The sequence below is a fragment of the Alkalihalobacterium elongatum genome (genome assembly GCF_019024285.1).
Taxonomy (GTDB): Bacteria; Bacillota; Bacilli; order Bacillales; family Bacillaceae_F; genus Alkalihalobacterium; species Alkalihalobacterium elongatum.
The window spans coordinates 46,955-65,692 of sequence record NZ_WMKZ01000016.1; the positions used below are offsets into that span (position 1 = coordinate 46,955).

Annotated in this window: 11 protein-coding genes; 3 read left to right on the forward strand and 8 right to left on the reverse strand. The window is 36.3% G+C overall.

Annotation, left to right across the window (positions count from 1 at the left end):
• Window positions 1–694: 694 nt before the first annotated feature.
• Window positions 695–2,482: a methyl-accepting chemotaxis protein gene (locus GKP30_RS15165; RefSeq protein WP_216830301.1), complete on the reverse strand. Its 1,788-nt coding sequence runs from the start codon at window positions 2,480–2,482 to the stop codon at window positions 695–697.
• Window positions 2,479–4,542 (reverse strand): efflux RND transporter permease subunit, encoded by a 2,064-nt coding sequence (locus tag GKP30_RS15170; RefSeq protein ID WP_216830302.1) that lies wholly within the window; start codon window positions 4,540–4,542, stop codon window positions 2,479–2,481. Before GKP30_RS15170 ends, GKP30_RS15165 begins: the two co-directional genes overlap by 4 nt.
• Window positions 4,543–4,699: 157 nt before the next feature.
• On the opposite strand from GKP30_RS15170, the gene GKP30_RS15175 reads away from it, so the two are divergent.
• Window positions 4,700–5,269 carry a TetR/AcrR family transcriptional regulator gene (locus GKP30_RS15175; RefSeq protein WP_216830303.1) on the forward strand — a complete coding sequence of 190 codons (570 nt, stop codon included), beginning with the start codon at window positions 4,700–4,702 and terminating at the stop codon, window positions 5,267–5,269.
• A 501-nt stretch (window positions 5,270–5,770) separates the two neighbouring features.
• Here GKP30_RS15175 and GKP30_RS23550 read toward each other — a convergent pair.
• Together GKP30_RS23550 and GKP30_RS15185 are read right to left on the reverse strand one after the other, a co-directional pair.
• Window positions 5,771–7,093, reverse strand: coding sequence for a hypothetical protein (locus GKP30_RS23550; RefSeq protein ID WP_236035122.1), 1,323 nt, complete (start codon window positions 7,091–7,093; stop codon window positions 5,771–5,773).
• A gap of 244 nt (window positions 7,094–7,337) precedes the next feature.
• Window positions 7,338–7,934, reverse strand: coding sequence for a hypothetical protein (locus tag GKP30_RS15185; RefSeq protein ID WP_216830304.1), 597 nt, complete (start codon window positions 7,932–7,934; stop codon window positions 7,338–7,340).
• Window positions 7,935–8,552: 618 nt separating this feature from the next.
• Between GKP30_RS15185 and GKP30_RS15190 the strand changes: the two genes are divergently transcribed.
• A complete protein-coding gene (locus GKP30_RS15190) occupies window positions 8,553–9,923 on the forward strand; it encodes an MFS transporter (RefSeq protein WP_216830305.1) in 1,371 nt (456 codons plus the stop codon).
• Window positions 9,924–10,115: 192 nt separating this feature from the next.
• Here the strand turns inward: GKP30_RS15190 and GKP30_RS15195 are convergent, their stop codons facing one another.
• A complete protein-coding gene (locus GKP30_RS15195; RefSeq protein WP_216830306.1) occupies window positions 10,116–11,417 on the reverse strand; it encodes a DNA cytosine methyltransferase in 1,302 nt (433 codons plus the stop codon).
• Window positions 11,418–11,522: 105 nt separating this feature from the next.
• On the opposite strand from GKP30_RS15195, the gene GKP30_RS15200 reads away from it, so the two are divergent.
• Window positions 11,523–12,671: an HpaII family restriction endonuclease gene (locus tag GKP30_RS15200; protein ID WP_216830307.1), complete on the forward strand. Its 1,149-nt coding sequence runs from the start codon at window positions 11,523–11,525 to the stop codon at window positions 12,669–12,671.
• 558 nt (window positions 12,672–13,229) lie between these two features.
• Here GKP30_RS15200 and GKP30_RS15205 read toward each other — a convergent pair.
• The 3 genes from GKP30_RS15205 to GKP30_RS23900 all read right to left on the reverse strand — a co-directional run bounded on the left by GKP30_RS15205 (window position 13,230) and on the right by GKP30_RS23900 (window position 18,549).
• Entirely contained in the window at window positions 13,230–14,051 is an 822-nt protein-coding gene (locus GKP30_RS15205; protein WP_216830308.1) for a bacteriochlorophyll 4-vinyl reductase, read from the reverse strand.
• A gap of 96 nt (window positions 14,052–14,147) precedes the next feature.
• Entirely contained in the window at window positions 14,148–16,967 is a 2,820-nt protein-coding gene (locus GKP30_RS15210) for an AAA domain-containing protein (protein ID WP_216830309.1), read from the reverse strand.
• Between the two features lie 85 nt (window positions 16,968–17,052).
• Window positions 17,053–18,549, reverse strand: coding sequence for an AAA domain-containing protein (locus GKP30_RS23900; protein WP_216830310.1), 1,497 nt, complete (start codon window positions 18,547–18,549; stop codon window positions 17,053–17,055).
• Between the last annotated feature and the right edge of the window lie 189 nt (window positions 18,550–18,738).

Here is an 18,738-nt window from a genome sequence, read left to right on the forward strand (position 1 = left end):
CCTTTAGACAAATGAATAGATAAAAACACAAATTTATCCCCATTTAAAGCTTAAAAGCAAATGAAGGTACAACTACTTTCTTCACATGGAGCATTGCTTACGTTAACTTATTGAATAACTACTACGTATGCAGCTCGATACGCCCTTGAACCAAGATGTGCTCCATGTGATGTGAAGTTTCGGTCATAGTAGGTGCAATGAATTCTATGGACTAACTTTGCAAATCCACTAAAAAATAATTCCTCCATCTGCGTTGCTATAAATTATTATATACACTTAACGTATAGTCTTCTTACAATATTTAAAATCAATAAAATTAGGTCCAAATTAGTAATTCCTCTCAATCATATAATTTAGCTCTTCACTATAACTTGATTTGTACTAACAATAACCAACACTCATAATTCGTCACTGTGACAACCAACTGTTGTGCAGGCCTTCAAACGAACCATTTATCTTTATTAACAAAAACGGATAAACTAGCTTTATGCCTTATCTTTACGGAATATGGCGAACCTACTAACTGTGGAGAGACGAAAGGTTGCTGAAGATACTCAGTGGGGGCAATGGTTTGAGGGATAATGTGTCTTCTTTTATTTTCATTTCAATTAAAAATAAAAGAGGTTGTCACCAAAATCTTGATTTTGGGACACCCTCTTTACGAATGTTCGTCTAGTGCTTTTAGTTTTTATTACTAAGAAAACAAACGCTTTAAACGTTCCCAAAAGCCAATGTTCTCTTCTTCTTCAACTAAAGTCGGTTCTTCCTCTTGTTCTAATTCAATCGGTTCTGTTTTAAGAACAAATTGAACAGAAGCAATGTTTGTATTTCTTGGAGATACAAACGAAACAGGCTCGAAATCAGATTTATCAAATTCGTCCATCATTGCATCGATCTCTTCTTGCATTTTTTCTGGTAAATCATTTGTAGCATCAGCTAACTCTGCTGTGCCATCATTAAGTTCTCTCACACCAGAACTTAATTCTGACGTCCCTTTTGCTACTTCATTAAATCCAGAAGCAATCTCAGAGTAGGAGTTTGCCAGCTGCGCAACACCCTCTGTGTAAGAAGTAAGGCCCGCATGAAACTCACCATAATTTTCAGCAAGTAATCCGATACCTGCTTCTAATTCACCTAATGCGTCTAACCCTTCCATGCTTTCAAAAGCGACGGACAACTCACTTGCCATCGTACGTAATTGATTGCCTATTTCATTAGCGGCACCGCTTGTTCCTTCCAATGTTGGTCCTACCGCAACAAAAGCTGCTTTAACATTGTCATACGTTCCTTTTGCTGTTTGCGCAGCAACAAAAACTTCCATTAAATGCTCAATCGTTTCTGGATTAGCTCCGCTTGCATACAATAGTTGAATTTCTTCTTCAGGCAATGACGAACCAGGAATATTATTCATTGCTTCATCCAAAACGGAAAACGCGATTGCGTAGTTTTCTTGCAATTGGTTTAATCCATCAGCTACCTCACCAAGGCCATTTGCAATCAGGGACAACCCTTCTGGCAATTGGGTTAAATCACTCAAATCCATCTCATCAGATGAGCCGCTAAGTCCCTTATATAACTTCGCTAGTGATTCGTCAATCGTACGTGATGCAGCTACGATTTCATTCGAAGCACCTTTTATTTCGATCATCCCTGTCTCGTATTGACGTGATCCAGTGTTCAAGCTTTGAACACCATCATTCAATTCCGACACACCTGTGTTTAAATCAGAAACCCCTTTATTGATTTCTTGAATAGCATCACTTAAGGTCCGCATTTCACTCGTCATCTCGTCTGTTTCTAGATGATCAAGCGCCATTGATAGTGGAATTGCTGCTATGTCAATCCCTTCCATTTCAAAATCAACTACATCAGCAAGTAAACTGATATCACCTTCGCTATCAGGCATGACCGTATACGATAATTTCCTCTTTTTCCCAAAATTTGCAATTGTTGCGTCAGGTGCCTGGATAATGCTGATTTTCTCAGTATTAAGAGTCAGAGAGATTTGCATTGTATAATTTTCAAAAAATGCAGGGTCTGCTTGCTCATTTTCTGAAGTATTGATCGTTAGCAGTAAACGACCCTCTTGACCTGCTAGATTTTCTGGTAGAATTTCTTCTCCATCGAGCATGTAAGAAATGTCTATATGCCATGGTAATTCACGATCTACCATATTTCCTTGATAGTAGAACCAACCTGGTGATGCAGCTTCAAACTGTACCTCATCTCCGACTTGCTCTATAACGGAAAGGTCCGTTAAATTACGAATCTCTGTGTATTCTCCATAATCGAAAATGGCGCCAGGTCGCGTAATGTCCAATATGTTAACCACATATAATTCGTTCAGTGAGCCATCTCCACGTAAGCTTCCATAGACAACCTCATCCTTGGAAGATGCCTTCCCATTTGTATTGGCATTCCCTATTGAATATGGAAAGACGAGAAGCACCGCTACAAAAATGAACATTATTTTCTGTTTCATTGTTTGTCCTCCCCAAGAAAGTTTGCATTTAAAGTTGTTTTCCCTATCACTTTATCGAACACGAAGAGTAAGGCTGGCAAGAAGAAAAGAACCATAATAAAGGCAAGTAATGCCCCTCTTCCAAGAAGTAATCCAATTGATCCTACAATCGGATTACTAGACGTAATCCATAAGATAAAGCCGACACACGATAAAATAGCTGCAGAAATCGAAATAGAGAATGTCTTCTCATTTAACGTTTTCATAATCGATTGCTTTGCAGGCATTTTTTTACGATTTTCAAGATAATTTTCAGTAAAAAGGATCGCATAATCGACCGTTGCGGCAAGCTGTACGGTACTAACGACTAAATAGCCGACAAAGACTAAAGGTGTATCTGTAAAATACGGCATAGATAAATTGAGCCATACCGCCACTTGGATCGTCAATAGTAAGATGATTGGTAGAGAAATTGATTTAAATGTTAAGGTCAAGATAAGCCCAATGGCAACAACTGTTAAAATGTTTACCACTATATTGTCTCTTGTAATCACTGTTTTCATATCATACAAGGCAACGCTCTCTCCAAAAGACAGTGCTTCATCACCGTAATAAGATTCTGCAATTTCTCGAACAGATTCAACGACTTGGAATGCAATATCTCCTTCATTTGCAGTTTCCGTATAAAGAATAATTTGACTATAGTTCTCCGAATGAAACTGTTCGGTAATCGATGGATCTAGATATTCAGGCGGGATCGCTGGACTAACTGCTTGATTATAAGAAATCACATTTGTCACATATTGAACCTCTTCTAGATCTTGTTCCATTCTTACTTCTCTGGCAACATCCCCTTTTGGCACGAGCAACACAATCGGGGTAGTCTTACCGAATACCTCATCAACTGCTATGATATCACTACCGAGACGAGTTGACTCTGGGTGTTCACCGCTACCGTAAATAAACGTCGTTTGTTGTTGCGCCAAGAAACTTGGAACAAGGAGAACGAACACAACGACTAAGCTAATTATTCTTACCTTCATCACTCCGTTGCCAATGGAAAAGGTGCTTGGTATGAAAGGCTTATGTTGTGTTTTATCAATCCATTTATAAAAAACAACAGTTAATGCTGGTAGAAAAACCATTACACTAATAAAACTCAAAACAATCCCTTTAACTAAATTAACTCCTAAATCTGCTCCAATTTCAAACTGCATAAACGTGAGTGCCAGGAACCCAAAGAACGTGGTAGCAGCACTCGCTGCAATTGCCGGAAACGAGTTTTTCATTGCTAACTTCATCGCCTCTTCAGGGGTTGCTGTCTTATCTCGGTAATGTGCAAAACTATGAAGAAGGAACACCGCATAATCAAGGGATACCGCTAATTGTAAAATGGGACTGACCGATTGCGTAACGAAAGAAATTTCGCCAATGAATATATTTGTGCCTAAGTTAATCAGTACAGATACACCAATCGCTGTAAGGAAAAACACTGGCTCAATCCATGAAGTTGTTGAGATAACGAGAATGATAATAATAAGTGGGACTAACAACAGAGCTGCATATATCGCTTCGCTCGCCGCCATACTTTGAGCAACTGCTGCATCGGCAGCTTCTCCTGTCAATGCATTTTCCTCACCAATCAGTTCATAAATCGCATCTGTAATCTCTACCTCATCCCCTTCTCGTATCGTTAACGAAAAGAGTGCATTATTATCCTTATAATAAGTCTCAACTAATTCCTTTTCTGCCATTTCTAAAGGTGTTTTCAAATCCATCACTTGATCAAGCCAGACAACATCTGAAACACCATCAATCTCCTCTAGCATGTCTTTATATAAGAGCGCCTCTTGCACAGACACATCCCGGATCATGACTTGTGCGTTCGAAAGAGGGACATCAAACTCCTCTTCCATCACCTCCATCGCTTTTGTCGATGGCGTATCCTCTGGCATGTATTCACTCATATTGTAGTTAATTGAAACAAAAAACTGAGCAATGGCACTCAGCACAGTTAGGAGCATAAAAACAACTACAATTGATTTTTTGTATTTCATTATTATTCCAGCGATGTCTCTCATCCTATGAACAACTCCTTGAACCGTAACTAATGTCTAAGTATAATGACACTATGTATGATATTCAACAATCAGTTTAGTATCTTATGTTTATTATCCGACATCTAGTTATAATGTGTTGGATATTTAACAAATTTTTCATTAAAAAAGGGTGACAACTGTGAGTTCAAAATTAGATAGACGTATTAAATATACACAACTCGCATTGAAAGAAAGCTTAATGAAAGTAATGCAAGAAAAACCTTTAACTAAAATTACTATTAAAGAAGTGTGCGAATTAGCCGACATTAACCGGTCGACATTTTATTCTCATTACACAGATTTATACGATCTATTAAACCAAATTGAGAATACGATCATTGAAGACATGAACAAAACCTTGTCCCTATACAACTACACTAAAAATGAAGAAGCCATCGAAATGACGGAAAAATTGTTAGAATACATTGTCCAAAATCGAGAAAGCTGTCAAATGTTATTCAGTGAATATGGAAATCCAAATTTCCAAAAAAAAGTCATGATGGTTGCTCATAAGCATTTATTAAAATCATTAATTGCTGACAACAAAGATTTCCCCTTTAACCCTGAATACTTAAGTATGTTTATCGCTAATGGCAGTATTCATATTGTCCAACACTGGCTGAAAAACGGGTTAAAAGAATCACCAAAAGAGATGGCTAAATTAATGATTACTCTTGCCACCGAAGGACTTTCCCCTTTTCAACAGTAACTACTTTGCTATATTGCTTTGTTCCAGTTTTTGATATTGATCATGTAGGTTAATGTCATTATTCTTTTGTCTGAACACAAAATAGACTTTATTCGGAATGGAGATCTCCACTCCGAATTATTATTATCTTTTCTTTAATTAATGACCTAGCGAATATTTTTTTAGCATGAGTATTAAATACAAATGTGTATCAAATCATCCTTATTCCTTCACTCATTCATAACCCTGGGGCAACGACTTCATTCTTCTTGGGCAATCAAATTATGTATAAAGAGTAAATCACAAAAAAATGTGCTAAGGCACAGCTAGCGTTTAATCGCTACCTGTGCCTATTTTCGTGCAAAACTTCGGATTGTCGCCTTTAAGAGGTCCCCTTGTTTCACACCTTTATCCCATTGATTAATTTAATTAAAGGTTTTGTTGGACCAAGAGGGGCTCCATGTGATGTAAAATTTCGGTCATAGTGGGTGCTAGGAATTCTATGGATTAACTTTACAACCACTAAAAAATAATTCCTCCATCTGCCGTTGCAATACATTTTTTATTGACACTTAACGTATAGTCTCCTTTGCTAAAAATGTGCTCGTATCGATTAAATGTAACTACTCCAATATCGTTTATTGTATGAAAAATTACAACTGGATTTCCTTCTGTATTGTAATAGAAATGGGGTTCGATGATCTTAGGTTCCTCCTCTTCCATCTCCCACTCGTATTCAGACAGTATATTGTTATGGGGCAAAATCATATCTCTTCCCCATGAAACACCATGCCACATTGCACCGTACTCATGTAGTTCATGATAAACGATCGATGCTTGTAAATATGATAAAGGGCTTTTATCACCGTCAATGACTGCCATAAAATCACTTAATGCAAACTCTGGTTTAGGCGGCGACAAAAAGAAATCTTCTAATATTTCACATTCTCTTGGATCTGGCAATTCTTTTTCAGATGGAATCGCCCATACAATTCCGTTACCATTACCACCTTCCGTATATTGATAGGCCCTTAATTTATAGCCTTCTTTAATCCGAAGTTGTGAGAAACCTAGTATTACCATCTCTGGATTGCCTATTGACTTACTCCAACCAAAATTTTGTTCATATTCGACTTCCATCTCATTATTATCATCAACAATCAAGTTTGGTTTAGTAGCATATACGGGAAACCGTTGTATCTTTTTGTAAGTGTTTGTACTTTCTTTATAGATAGTAATAAGTTGTTTTAATATGGTGGGTCTATTAGTCGGTATGAGTGGACATGGATGGTAGTAATCCTCTCTCTTTTTATGTCTTTTTCCAAAAGAAATGACCCCAGAATTCTCGATTAAATTGAGCCATCTCTTCTTAATTAATTTGAGATTTTTCCAGTAAGCCCTATATTCGACACCCCACCCTAATAGTATCCAAGGGTGTTCCTTTAGCTCTTCTATAGGGACCAACGATTCACAGGTTTCATAATCTCCCGAAGCACATAACTCTTCAAACTTTTCAATAGATTTTATATTATTCGTACCTCGTAGATTAAAAAGATTGTATATATGTAGCCTCCCTTCGAGATTATCTTTTGTTGTAATACTTTCAACGAATTGAATTAATTGTCCCATAGTAGGATCTTCTGTCTTTATTTGCCCAGTAACAGTCTCCTCTGTATTAAGTAAAGAGGACAGCTTCTCATTTAATGTTGCTGATCCAGGATTTTGTAATAAACAAGCTCCAAGCGATTTATCAGAGTCACCCCATTGAATATAAGCCGATTTCCGATAGATATTTCCGTTTCTTTTAGTAAAAGTACCGTATGCCCTTATTTTAGGTTGCTTCATATTTAACATCCCTTCTTTAATAAAGTCGAAAGATAAAAAAATATCTATCAGCGACACTAACAAATGAACTCTGATAGCATGACTTAGCCAATCTTTCTAAGGAAACTCAACCTTAATCATTTAAGAAAGTAATTCGTACTTAGTAAGTTAGTTTTTATTTAACGAATCTATTGATTTCCTTACAAGCATTTATGATATATGTAAATACCATTTTTTCTTTATTAATGGATAGTCGAAAGCCCCTCTATACGAAGTACATAAACCAATAACCGACTTCATCCTGTTTACAATTGGCTTCTCTTACTTCCTCTGTTCCATTTGGACTGAAATGATAGCCCCTTACTCTCTCAACATCTAAATCTCTATCATAGAAACGATAAATCATTAGAACGTTGGATTGTTGAGCTTTGTTCTTGGTAACAACTAAGGAATTAAGAGCTTCGATCCGATCTTCTGATTTTATATTCTGTATTCCAATTACATTATGCGGAATGTAATCTGGCTTTGTCTCGGCGAACAACTTTTCTATCGTCTCTTCAGCTTTATCCCATTGATTTTCTCTTTCCAAATGCAGTGCCAGATAGATATAATTTTCTTTATCTATCCGCTCATCCCACTTCCACCAAGAAAGATCCATCGGCCTTGACCTACCTGAGGCCTTATCAAACTTGGAATCTTCAATAAAAGCATCAAAACCAAGCATTTCTCCTAAGTTAGCAAAATAATCAATTTCTCTTTTCGAAAACATTGAACGATTATGTGCAACTGATAAGTTCATCCTCCGATAATTTCGAATGTATCCTTCAAAGAATTGCATTAAGTCAAGGTATTGTTTTTTCAAATTGACCACCAGCTTTCGGATCTATGTAAATACGGATTTTATAGCTAATGAATTTACTAGAAACATATTAGTACCAATTCAAATTTACCATTATTTATCATTACTTTCTACCTAATTCTTCCTCTGTTTTGGAGCTATACTAACATAGAACGCATCTCCTCTAAATTCTTCTTAAAAATCAATATACATAACTTTTAAAGATGCCTCCCATTGAATTACAAATCTATTTTTGAACAAGTAGTCAGAATATTCTTTACTATTCATTAAATTAGTGGTACGATTTGTGGTAGATGGTTAAAAATGGCAAGGTATAAAGGACTTATTCTGGGGTTTTTGCTCAAGACAATGGTGTTATTTTGGATATATGGATATGAAAAACTTTGATTTAAAATTATGTACATTGAAAAAAGGCTCTTCTCTAAACGATTGTTGTTTTAGCTATTTGCATCTTCAGCCGTGTGATCGCTGGGGTTGTTTCTTCAAGCTTTTGGGTGAAGCATTGAACATAATTACCAAAAGAACAAGTGAATTTGCGCCTTAGTGATGGGTGTTCTCAATACGGGCTAATAGCAACACAACAAAAGGTAGATAACAGCCTTATTAAAAAGGTGGTGTCAAATGCCTTCTACTATATCTGCTCATTCCAAAACAGAAAATAATGTACTTTTAGAAGAAAATAAACTCATTTTAGTATGGACTATAACCACTTTGCTCGTAGTAATGAATACGACAATGTTTAATGTTGCCTTACCCTTTATTTTTACAGACTTTTCCTTGAGTTCATCAACTGCGTCATGGCTTGTTTCTGGTTATTCAATCACGTTCGCTATTTCAACGCTGACTTTTAGTAGATTATCAGACTTCATTCCAATTTCAAGACTGCTTCTCATTGGGATCAGTATATTAGCAATAGCATCAATAATTGGTTTCTTCTCAACCAACTTTGGAGTATTATTAGTTTCCCGAATTCTCCAAGCGGCTGGTGGGGGCCCTGTTATGGCATTAAGCATAGTATTGGCTGGCCGTTATATTCCTATAGTAAGGCGTGGGAAAGCGATGGCATATATCGCTTCATCAGCTTCATTGGGATTTGGGTTAGGTCCAGTAATAGGGGGACTGATTACTCAATACTTAGGATGGAACTACCTTTTTGTTATCACTGGACTATCTGTTCTTTCCATTCCTTTCTTCCTAAAATTATTACCTAAAGAGGTGATTGGTAAAGGCCATTTTGATCTTTTCGGCGCTATTCTCACTGGGCTTAGCGTTATCGGACTTTTACTTTTTTTATCTACCTTTTCGTATAGTATTTTATTCGGATCTGTTCTTCTTATTGCGATATGGTGGAAATACCTGAATAAGGTAGAAGCTCCGTTTATACCGCCAATCCTTCTTAAAAATACGCAATATACTAAAATACTGTTTATTGGCAGTGTAGGGTTTTTTATAAACTTTTCGAATTTGTTTTTAATACCCATTATGCTTACAACGGTATTCGAAAAAGGACCAGTCGAAGTAGGAATGTTTATTTTCCCTGGAGCGGTTATCGCCATGATGGCTGGACAAATTATTGGAAGATTAATTGATCGTTATGGCAATGGTCTATTATTAATAATAGGTCTCCTATTATTATTCTGTGCGACAATTTCATTTGCAATGTTATCTACTTTTCAACCTTATTTTATAATTATCATTTACATGTTTGCTAGTATAGGATTTACCTCATTGGCTACTAGTATTTCCAATGAGGTAACAAGGCTATTGCCAACAACCCAGATTGGAACTGGGATCGGTGTTGTTCAATTAACACAACTTTTCGGTGGAGGGCTCGGGGTTACAATTTCGGGATTGTTACTTACTGTTCAAGAAAGTTTCCCTTCCGAAGTAATATATAGAAATATTTATATTTCTTTTTCCTTTGTCATTCTTGCAGCTGTCGTAGTATACGTTTTATATTATCGTAGAGCTAAGTTAAATCAACAGACATAGAGGATATGGGTGGTTCCTGTACTTTTCGGAACAAAAAGGCAGAAAAATAGCCCCTGGCTTCACTATTGCTTCACCTGGTTTACACCCTATCTTACGCACAACTAGAACAGCCTATTACTTCTAGGTAACACATCTCACCTTGTAGTTTGTTAAATGATAAATGTTATTTAAAAAACAAAATTAACCGAGTGCTTATACATTAGCACTCGGTTTTTTCTCTAAATTTATAACGTCTAGTGTTTTAATTATTTGCTCACCTAATCTAAACGCTAACAACGGTGGAACAGCATCTCCTACTTGCTTATATTTATCTTGAATTTTACCATTATTTGATGATGCTCTTTTTGGCCCACCAAAAATATACCAATCTGGGAAACTTTGAAGTCTAGCTGCCTCTCTTCCAGTTATTGCTCTATCCAGTGAATAATGAAGTATTTCCTCGTTACAATGAGCCGTTACTGTATGACTTGGTTCACTGTCTATCAACCTTCTATTTCGTTGTGCATAAGGCCTTTTAGGAAAATACATATTTCTATTTTCTTCTTGACCAGTTGCCATTAACCTTTCAGCCGCTTGTTTCATATTTTCACCTTGCTTAATTAACTGAAATCTTACTATTTGGCTTTCCTTATGCCTTGTTGCCAAATGATCATTTATTTTATTAGTTTCAAAATCTATATAAGGAGGAACATTGATGCTTCCCCTTACAAAATCTAAAAATTCTTTCCTATGTTTTTCACTCACCATTGCCATGTCAAATGTGTAATCACTACTATTATGCTCTGTTTTGATAAGAGATAAATCATCCAAAGCATCATAGGTTGATACAAAGGGATTATTAGTCCCAGGTCCATGAGTAGGTTTGGAGAATTCATATGCAACAGAGAATTTATTATCAATTCCTACCATAAAATATCTTTCTCTCTTTTGTGGTACACCGTAATATGCAGCATTTAAAACATCTTCATTTATAGTAAATCCAGATTCCCGAAAATCATGAATAAGCCCCTGATAAAAGCGTTTATAATTTCCAGTTTTAATCGCTTTTACATTTTCAAAAAGTATCATTTTCGTTTGAACTAATTTAGATATTCTAATTATCTCCAAGTATAAGGTGTTTCTATTATCATTAACATTCCTTTTACCTGCCATTGAAAAGCCTTCACATGGGGCACCACCAGTTACTATATCTACACGCTCTCTATTAAACCTTGTTTTTAAGATATGTAATAATATCTCATTATTTAATAACCTAATATCACCATTTATTATTATTGTCTTTTGGCTCTCTTTTAAAAATGAATCAGTTACTTTCCCTGAAAGCAATTCTTCTAAATTAACAAGGTCTGCATTGTGGGAATGACTATATGTTTCACAACTTTCTTTACTAATTTCTACTGCGATTAAGGGTTTGATACCACATAACTTTAAGCCAGTGCACAGTCCACCTGGACCAGAAAACAAATCAATAGATGTATATTTTGTACTAAGCATAAAATCACTCCAATTGAATATAATATGTATATATGGCAAAAACTATTCATAAAGTCCTGAATATATTATACCACATTATTGTTCATTATTAGGAGGGAATTCATAGTGGCTAATAAAGGTGAATGGTCCGAACCTTATGCAATACTGAAAATACTGGCTGACAAAAAAATTGCGGCCTACAATAGTCAATCAAATGAACCGTCAAATGTTTCATATCCCGTTAATAAACTATATCGTCATGCCAAGGGTACTCCTCGTAAGAAACCATCTAATATAACCTTTGAATGGGAATACTGTTATGATGACAAAGGTGAAAGTGTAAAGGTGATTGATTACACGAAAAAGGAGCTTGTTATTGAAGTCACTATTGATGAAATTAAGAAGCACGTCAAAATGCTGGAGGATGAGATAAAAAATGGTAAGGGTAGCTTTTTTATAAGCCAAGAAGTCACAAGCTTTTTGGAAAAAATCCATGTCATTACCCCTGATTCTTCAGGGCTAAAAAGAGATGTAACGATAGAATTATATGACTTTAAAACATCAAAAAACTATGAGCTTGGATTTAATATAAAATCATTTTATGGAAAACCTCCTACAATATTTGGCGCATCAAATTCCTCTAATATGGTTTATGAGCTTATCCCACAAGAAAATAAACCTTCAGTAATGCCTGCCCATGAAATAAACAGAATTAACAGCTTAAAGAACAATAAAAATAGGCTTACTGAAATCAGTAATAATGGTTATGTTCTAAAATACATGAAACCAAACAAAACAGTTTTCGGAAATAATTTAAAACTAATTGATTATGAGCTTCCCATCATTATTTCTGAAATGTTAAAGTATTATTATTACGAAGACGCAAATAAAACAATGCTAGATCTAGTAAATCATCTTGAAGCAAATAACCCATGTGATTTCCCTCTTGATTCACTTCCTCATTTTTATAGATATAAACTAAAACGTTTTCTTCTTGATATTGCTCTCGGTATGACTGGAGGTACCCCTTGGAATGGTCTTCACGAAGCTAACGGAGGTTACATAATTGTAAATAAAGATGGAAGTATCGTTTGTTTACATTCTACGGACAGAGAATTGTTTCAAGACCTGCTTCTTAATACCGCTTATTTTGAAACTGCTACGAGAGGCAGATATAAACACGTTCAAATATATGAAAGAGAAGGAAGAATGTATATTATGCTTAACCTGCAGATTAGGTTTAACCTCAAACAACTTCTTAAAGAAGTTGTTTGATTGATAGAAGAAGAACCAGGTATCATCTAACTAGATGATACCTGGTATTTATGTACTTGCTTATTAATAAAAGTCCTAGTTTGTTGTTGTTGTGAACTCCCCCTAGTGTAAGTAATTACTTAAAACAAAGCAAATCTCCATAAAAATAGAAGCTGATTTATCTATACTCACTGGAAACGGGAGAAGCTTTAGTGCACCCTTCTATAATCACAATTATGTGAAACGCTCGTCTACATAATCTTTAAAGAGGAGAGAGAACTGCTGCTGCAAGTATCCTATATATGATGGCAAGGCATGTGTAAAGTACACCCTACTGCCTTCACCCTTCACCTCCTAATTAAATTATTACACCTAAAACATCTTAGCTCAAACTACCTTATAGTTAACACCTATCATCTAAAATCTAAATAACAATCCATGGAGGTATCCCTCATGAAACACAACTACATTATGGTATTTAGCACAATTCGCTTATTATCAGCCAAACATGCTAAGAAGGGATCGGTGCCTGTCCCCCACTAGAGTAAAGTATTACCGTAGCGGGGGACAGACCCCAAATCATTTTTCTTGTTCGTCTATATAATCCTCATATTCTGCGTCTATAATCTCGGGATCTATTTCGTTTTTTGAGTCATAAAAATCCACGTCTGCTATTGGCAAATCTCTTAAATAATTTTTTAGCCTATTTGCTAATGGCCGATATGTACTGTATGTTATCCCACCAGAAATTACAGCCCCTACAACAGGAACAACTTTACCAATACCTCTTGCAAAAATTTGTTTAGTCATTTTGATCCCTAGCTTTTCCGCAACCTTCTTTACAATTGGATAAATTGAACCTTTCATCAGGGCTCTATTAGCCACGTCTTTTTCAACTTTTATTGCGGCAACTTTACCTATTTTAGCAACAGCTGCATTAGCTGCGTTTACCCCAAACATTACACCAAGAAAGAGAGTTAATTGATTCATTGTCTCATCATCAAAACTATCATCAGTATTGTACATTTCTTTCCATCCATACAAATATACTAGCTTTTGCATAACTCTTATAATATGTGCAAAGTACTGTGCTACATCAGCTGGGACTGTTCCTATCATTGCAAATCCACCCGGAATTCCTGCTGCAGCTGAAATTGAAGTAACTCTCATTGTCTCGTTACTTATACAGGACTTTGCTAGCTTATCTATTTCTTCTTTTGGAATACCTGCACTTGCTGGGTTTTTCTTGATTGCCCTCTCGATAACTTCTTGTGAATAATGTTTATCCAACTGTTTTCTTAAAAATTCACTCCGTCTCACTTTCACACCAGGTACGTTCATTGCAGCTTTAATAACAGAGTAAAAATAATCTTCAGACCTGACTTGAATTTCCTGCGCCATAATAATCCCCTATCCTTTGAGGAACAGGGTCTGTCCCCCACTATATTAATACGTTAACGTAGCGGAGGACAGACTCCAACACTTAGTAGTTCCTCTCTAGTTTTTTTCTACCTTAAGCTTCGGTATAACATATTCAACTTTATTAGAAGTTGTTTCAGAAGGATTAGGTACTGAGGCTTGATTAGAGGTAATCCCCATTTCATCTAATTTTTCCCACAGACTTTCCATAGCTTTTTCACGGTTAAAATAGAATTCTCTACCTCGTACTCGCCAAAACTTCCATCCTGAGCGTTCAAGAGATTCTTGTCGTTGCATATCTTCCTCAAACTTTTCAGGTCCATGCCACCTCTCACCGTCACACTCTACAGCGAGACGATCACGGATTCCTTCAATTACAAAATCTATTCGATATCTTCCTACCACTACTTGAGGAGTTACTTTGTAGCCCTTAGCTAAGATCATTCTTAATACGTCTTTTTCAAATGGCGAATCACATTTATCTTCTAGATCTTCAAACTGCTCGTTTGTTCGGTTAGGATTTTTACAGTAACTTAGTAGTCGGTACCGCAAGTCATCTGGGTTTAAATCCTCTAATTCTATCGAATGGTACAATCTCATTTGATTTTTTGCACGGCTAGCTGCGACATTAAATCGTTGTTTATCACTTGTTTTTGTCAGTGCCATGAAACGTCGTCCAGGAGCAACGATCATCGATAAGAAGATAATGTCACGTTCATCTCCTTGAAGAGTATATGAATTACCACAAATGATTTTACGATTGACATATTCTTTTTCACCAAGGGCTTCACGTATTCTAGACTCCAGCAGCTTCGCTTGCTTTTGGCCTTGGAGGGCAATAACCCCAAATGTTTGTCCCTTATACTTTGGATCTTTAACCATCTCTATCATATCTGCTACTATAGCGTCTACTTCTGGTACATTAATATCTTTATCTTTTTCATCGTTGTAGCCATCATTCACTTTAACTGCCGTAACTGGTGGATCAATCTTTTCTTCTTCTAACGGGAGGCGAAGCGGGATCATTTCACCACCATAGCTTAAATCATTTGAAAATTGAATGATCTCTGGGACACATCGGAAATGTTCTCTTAACATGAGCTTTCCTTCTTTAGGGAAAGTTTGTTCAGCAATTTCATAAAGTGAAATATTCCCATCAAATAGATTTCCGTTCGGGATCCCATTAAGGTACCTTCTCACCAATTCATGGACATCATCTAATTTTGTACCAATATCTGTAGGACTGATTTGTTCATCATCGCCCACAACGATTACTTTTTTACCACGCATCAAAACGTTAATCGAAAAAAGATCACATTGACTGCTTTCATCAAAAATGATGACATCAAATTTGTCGTTGGTGACAGGGAAGTTTTCTAACACTTGGTTAACAGGCATGATCCAAACAGGTATAGCCGATTGAGCTGTTTTCATCTCATTCCGTGCATCTTTTAGATGTTGATGAGCGTATTTCCCTGTTCCTTTTCCAAAACGTTTAATATATGTTTTCCAAGCGGAAAGTGAACGTTTCTCACTTTCTGTTATTCGTTCAATTTGATTTTTCCAAGTTGATTGACTAACTATGTCTTGAATCAGTCTTTTTTGTTCTTTATGTTCCTCTTCGATTTGGCTTTTGATTAGACCAACATTCATGTCCTTTGTTTCATCCAACCAAGTATGAAGTTTCTTTAGTTCAAGAGCTTCTTCGTATTGCTCTGGAAAAGGAATGGGTTGCCCAGTTGACATTTCAATCCCCTTTCCTGTTAAAGGTAATGTACGTGATAAGACATGTAATATTTCGTAAAACCGTTTGACATCTACTTGGAGTTTTTCTAAATTCCCAAGCTTTTCTAATTGTTCTTTCCATAAGACTTCATCCCTAGTCTGGAACGCGGTAATGAAGTCCTTCCATATCAGATGAGCACCACCTTGATTTCCTACCTTTGTAAGTTGTGCTAATTCTTCATTTAACTGCTTTAGCCACTTCTCATATTCTACATATTGTAAAACGACTTCTAACTCACTAGCTAACTGCTCGTACGTTTTTACTGAGAATAGGTCGAGCTGAGACATTGTATATCGTTTGATTTCTTCTTTAAAGGCTTGTATAGCATCTACTACCTTTAGTAAAACATCTAACTGTTGAATTTTTTGATCTAAGGCGTGCGGGAACCTCTCATCTTCAAGTTCAATCGGCTCCAGCCGAACGTCAGCCATATTTCCATTAAAAATTCTCGCTGCTTCATCTCGTTTTTGTTGGTAACTTAAAAACTGTTCTAGCAGTTCAATATCCTCAACAGTACGGATCGACTCTCCATTAAGGATACTCGTTTCAAATAAGTATTTGGTTCGCTTTCCTTTGAACATAAGAAAGAGTGCATTTGGCTTCTTCCCTGACTGCAACCGCTCTTTTGCAATTGAAAAATCTTCTGCCAAATCTTGTCGTCCTTTATTAGGAAGGGTAATTTTATGTGTAACGAGTGAATGATAGAGCTCAAACAGTTCTTCATTTTTCGCCTGTAAATCAGAAAGTAATGTTCTCCACCGTTCCTCTCGTTTACCACCAGCCATGCAATCATCTAAAATTAATTTGTACTCGCTACTAGAAAGGATAGCAGCACTCTGATAAACTCCTTGAACATGGGTTAGTAAACTTTTAATGACTTCCTCTTCTAAAGGAACATTATATTTCTGTTGAATTTGTTTTGTTTGTTCAACCGATTCCTCCAGCTCTTTCCCTTTTTTAATAAAATCAGTGAAGGATGTGAAGCTGCGAATATCTTTTTCGACTTTCGGTAAAGTTTCTTTAACTAAGACTAAGTCCTCTTTTTGGAGTTTTCCTTTTAAGTCCCATAACTCTCTAAATTCAGGAGATGAAATAGGGAAACTCAAATTCATTTCAACATCATCATGTAACCACACATAACTAATCGTTGTTTCAGCCAGACGCTTTGCTACATCATATTTGAAAAGTTTTTCGCCTTTATATTCTAGCGGTGTTCCTTCTTTCTCGGCATTTTAAGTCATTTTTTAAACGAGCTTCATTTCGCTTACTTTGGTCAAGCAGTTCTTTATTTCTAGCAATTTCAGCCTCTAGCTTGTGAACATCTAGCTCTCCTAACTTTTCACTTAAAGAACGAATCGATTGCTCAATTTCCTGAAGCGATTCGCGCCCACCACCTAAGACTGGTACACATAAATCCCTAATATCCTTTGGGATTTTCGCTTTTAAGACTTTTAATGGACTTTCTTTCTGGCTCGTAATTAAGATCTTTTTACCTTGAGCAAGGAAATGAGACACTAAATTAGCGATCGTATGGGTTTTCCCCGTTCCTGGAGGTCCCTGAACCGATACTCCATAATTGTGCTCAATTCGATTGACGATTTCCTTTTGCTGCTCATTGGACTCCAGTGGGAAATACAGATCATTTGTTGAGAAGTCTAGCCCATCATTGTTTGCTTCAGAAGGTTCCCCCTCCTCTGCTTCTAACTGTTCACCAACAATTGCTTGTAGTGCAGGAGTCACCTCAATGTCACCATCTAAAATTCCATTAATTATTTTTTCTAAATCATCCCGTAAAACTCGAACACTTTTTCTCCTTAATGAAAAGAAGCTTTCATCATAAATTGCGGGATGTTGATTTACTTCTATTTTAGAGTGCTCCCGAATATATTTTCCGTTCGGGTCAAACAAATGAATGTACTGGGTAAAAAAAGTATCAAGATTATCTAAAATCGATGTTGTTAAAATACTTTCATTTAACTGATTAATTTTTTCTATGTTATTGATCCGGACACCAGAGAACATTTCACGCTCAACATTCGTAGCCACTTGAACTTGTTTAATAGAAATAATTCCTTTTTCTGCATCCAGTTCTAACTCCAATTTTGTTGTTAGTAATGGGTATCGGATCGTTCCCACCTTTTCATCTGGATGCTGCCAACAAAAGAGTCCCCTAGCGAAGATATACTCTAAAGTTTCACCTTCCTTTTCCATTTGTTGAATGAGATCAAAGTACTGAACATATAGATCATTCACTTTTTTCTTTTCACGTAATCGTTCGGCCCATCTATTCCATTCATTTTCCCAACTTTGAAAAGTCGTCACCCTTTTAGGTTCTTCGGAAAAATCTATAGTGATTTCATTCTCATTTTCATCGAGTACCGTTTTCTCATTTAACCGCGTTACTCTTCTCCGTTCATTTCGATAATCAAAATCGATCCAGCCACTTAATATCGGATCAGGCTGTGGAGGAGATTCATCCTCTGGTGAAATTTCAAGACGATGAATTTCTAGAAACGTATCCTCATCCTGGCATTGATCAAATAAATAACAACCAGGTAAACTTTTAAATTCCTCTGTTGGCCAATTCTTTTCAAACTCTCTATAGTCCCTTGTTACTTTCCCTACTAAACTATTTAACGCCAATAAGTATTCAAAGAAATTTTTAACTTTCTGTTCCGTTCCATCATGTGTCACATCAAGCACCTCACAGTTACATCTATTTCTCTATTTTACAACTTTATCCCTATGTTGGGAACTTTTGCTTTTTAATTGGGATTCGGGGTCTGTCCCCCACTACAGTAAAGTATTACCGTAGGGAGGCAGGCCCCGCTTTCTAGTAAAATTTACAATTCCTTAAACAAACCTGAACAATCGTTCATTCCT

Coding starts and splice junctions, on each gene's coding strand:
- GKP30_RS15165 (WP_216830301.1), bottom strand. CDS start 2,482: ATGAAACAGAAAATAATGTTCATTTTTGTAGCGGTGCTTCTCGTCTTT.
- GKP30_RS15170 (WP_216830302.1), bottom strand. CDS start 4,542: ATGAGAGACATCGCTGGAATAATAATGAAATACAAAAAATCAATTGTA.
- GKP30_RS23550 (WP_236035122.1), bottom strand. CDS start 7,093: ATGAAGCAACCTAAAATAAGGGCATACGGTACTTTTACTAAAAGAAAC.
- GKP30_RS15190 (WP_216830305.1), top strand. CDS start 8,553: ATGCCTTCTACTATATCTGCTCATTCCAAAACAGAAAATAATGTACTT.
- GKP30_RS15195 (WP_216830306.1), bottom strand. CDS start 11,417: ATGCTTAGTACAAAATATACATCTATTGATTTGTTTTCTGGTCCAGGT.
- GKP30_RS15205 (WP_216830308.1), bottom strand. CDS start 14,051: ATGGCGCAGGAAATTCAAGTCAGGTCTGAAGATTATTTTTACTCTGTT.
- GKP30_RS15210 (WP_216830309.1), bottom strand. CDS start 16,967: ATGAATTTGAGTTTCCCTATTTCATCTCCTGAATTTAGAGAGTTATGG.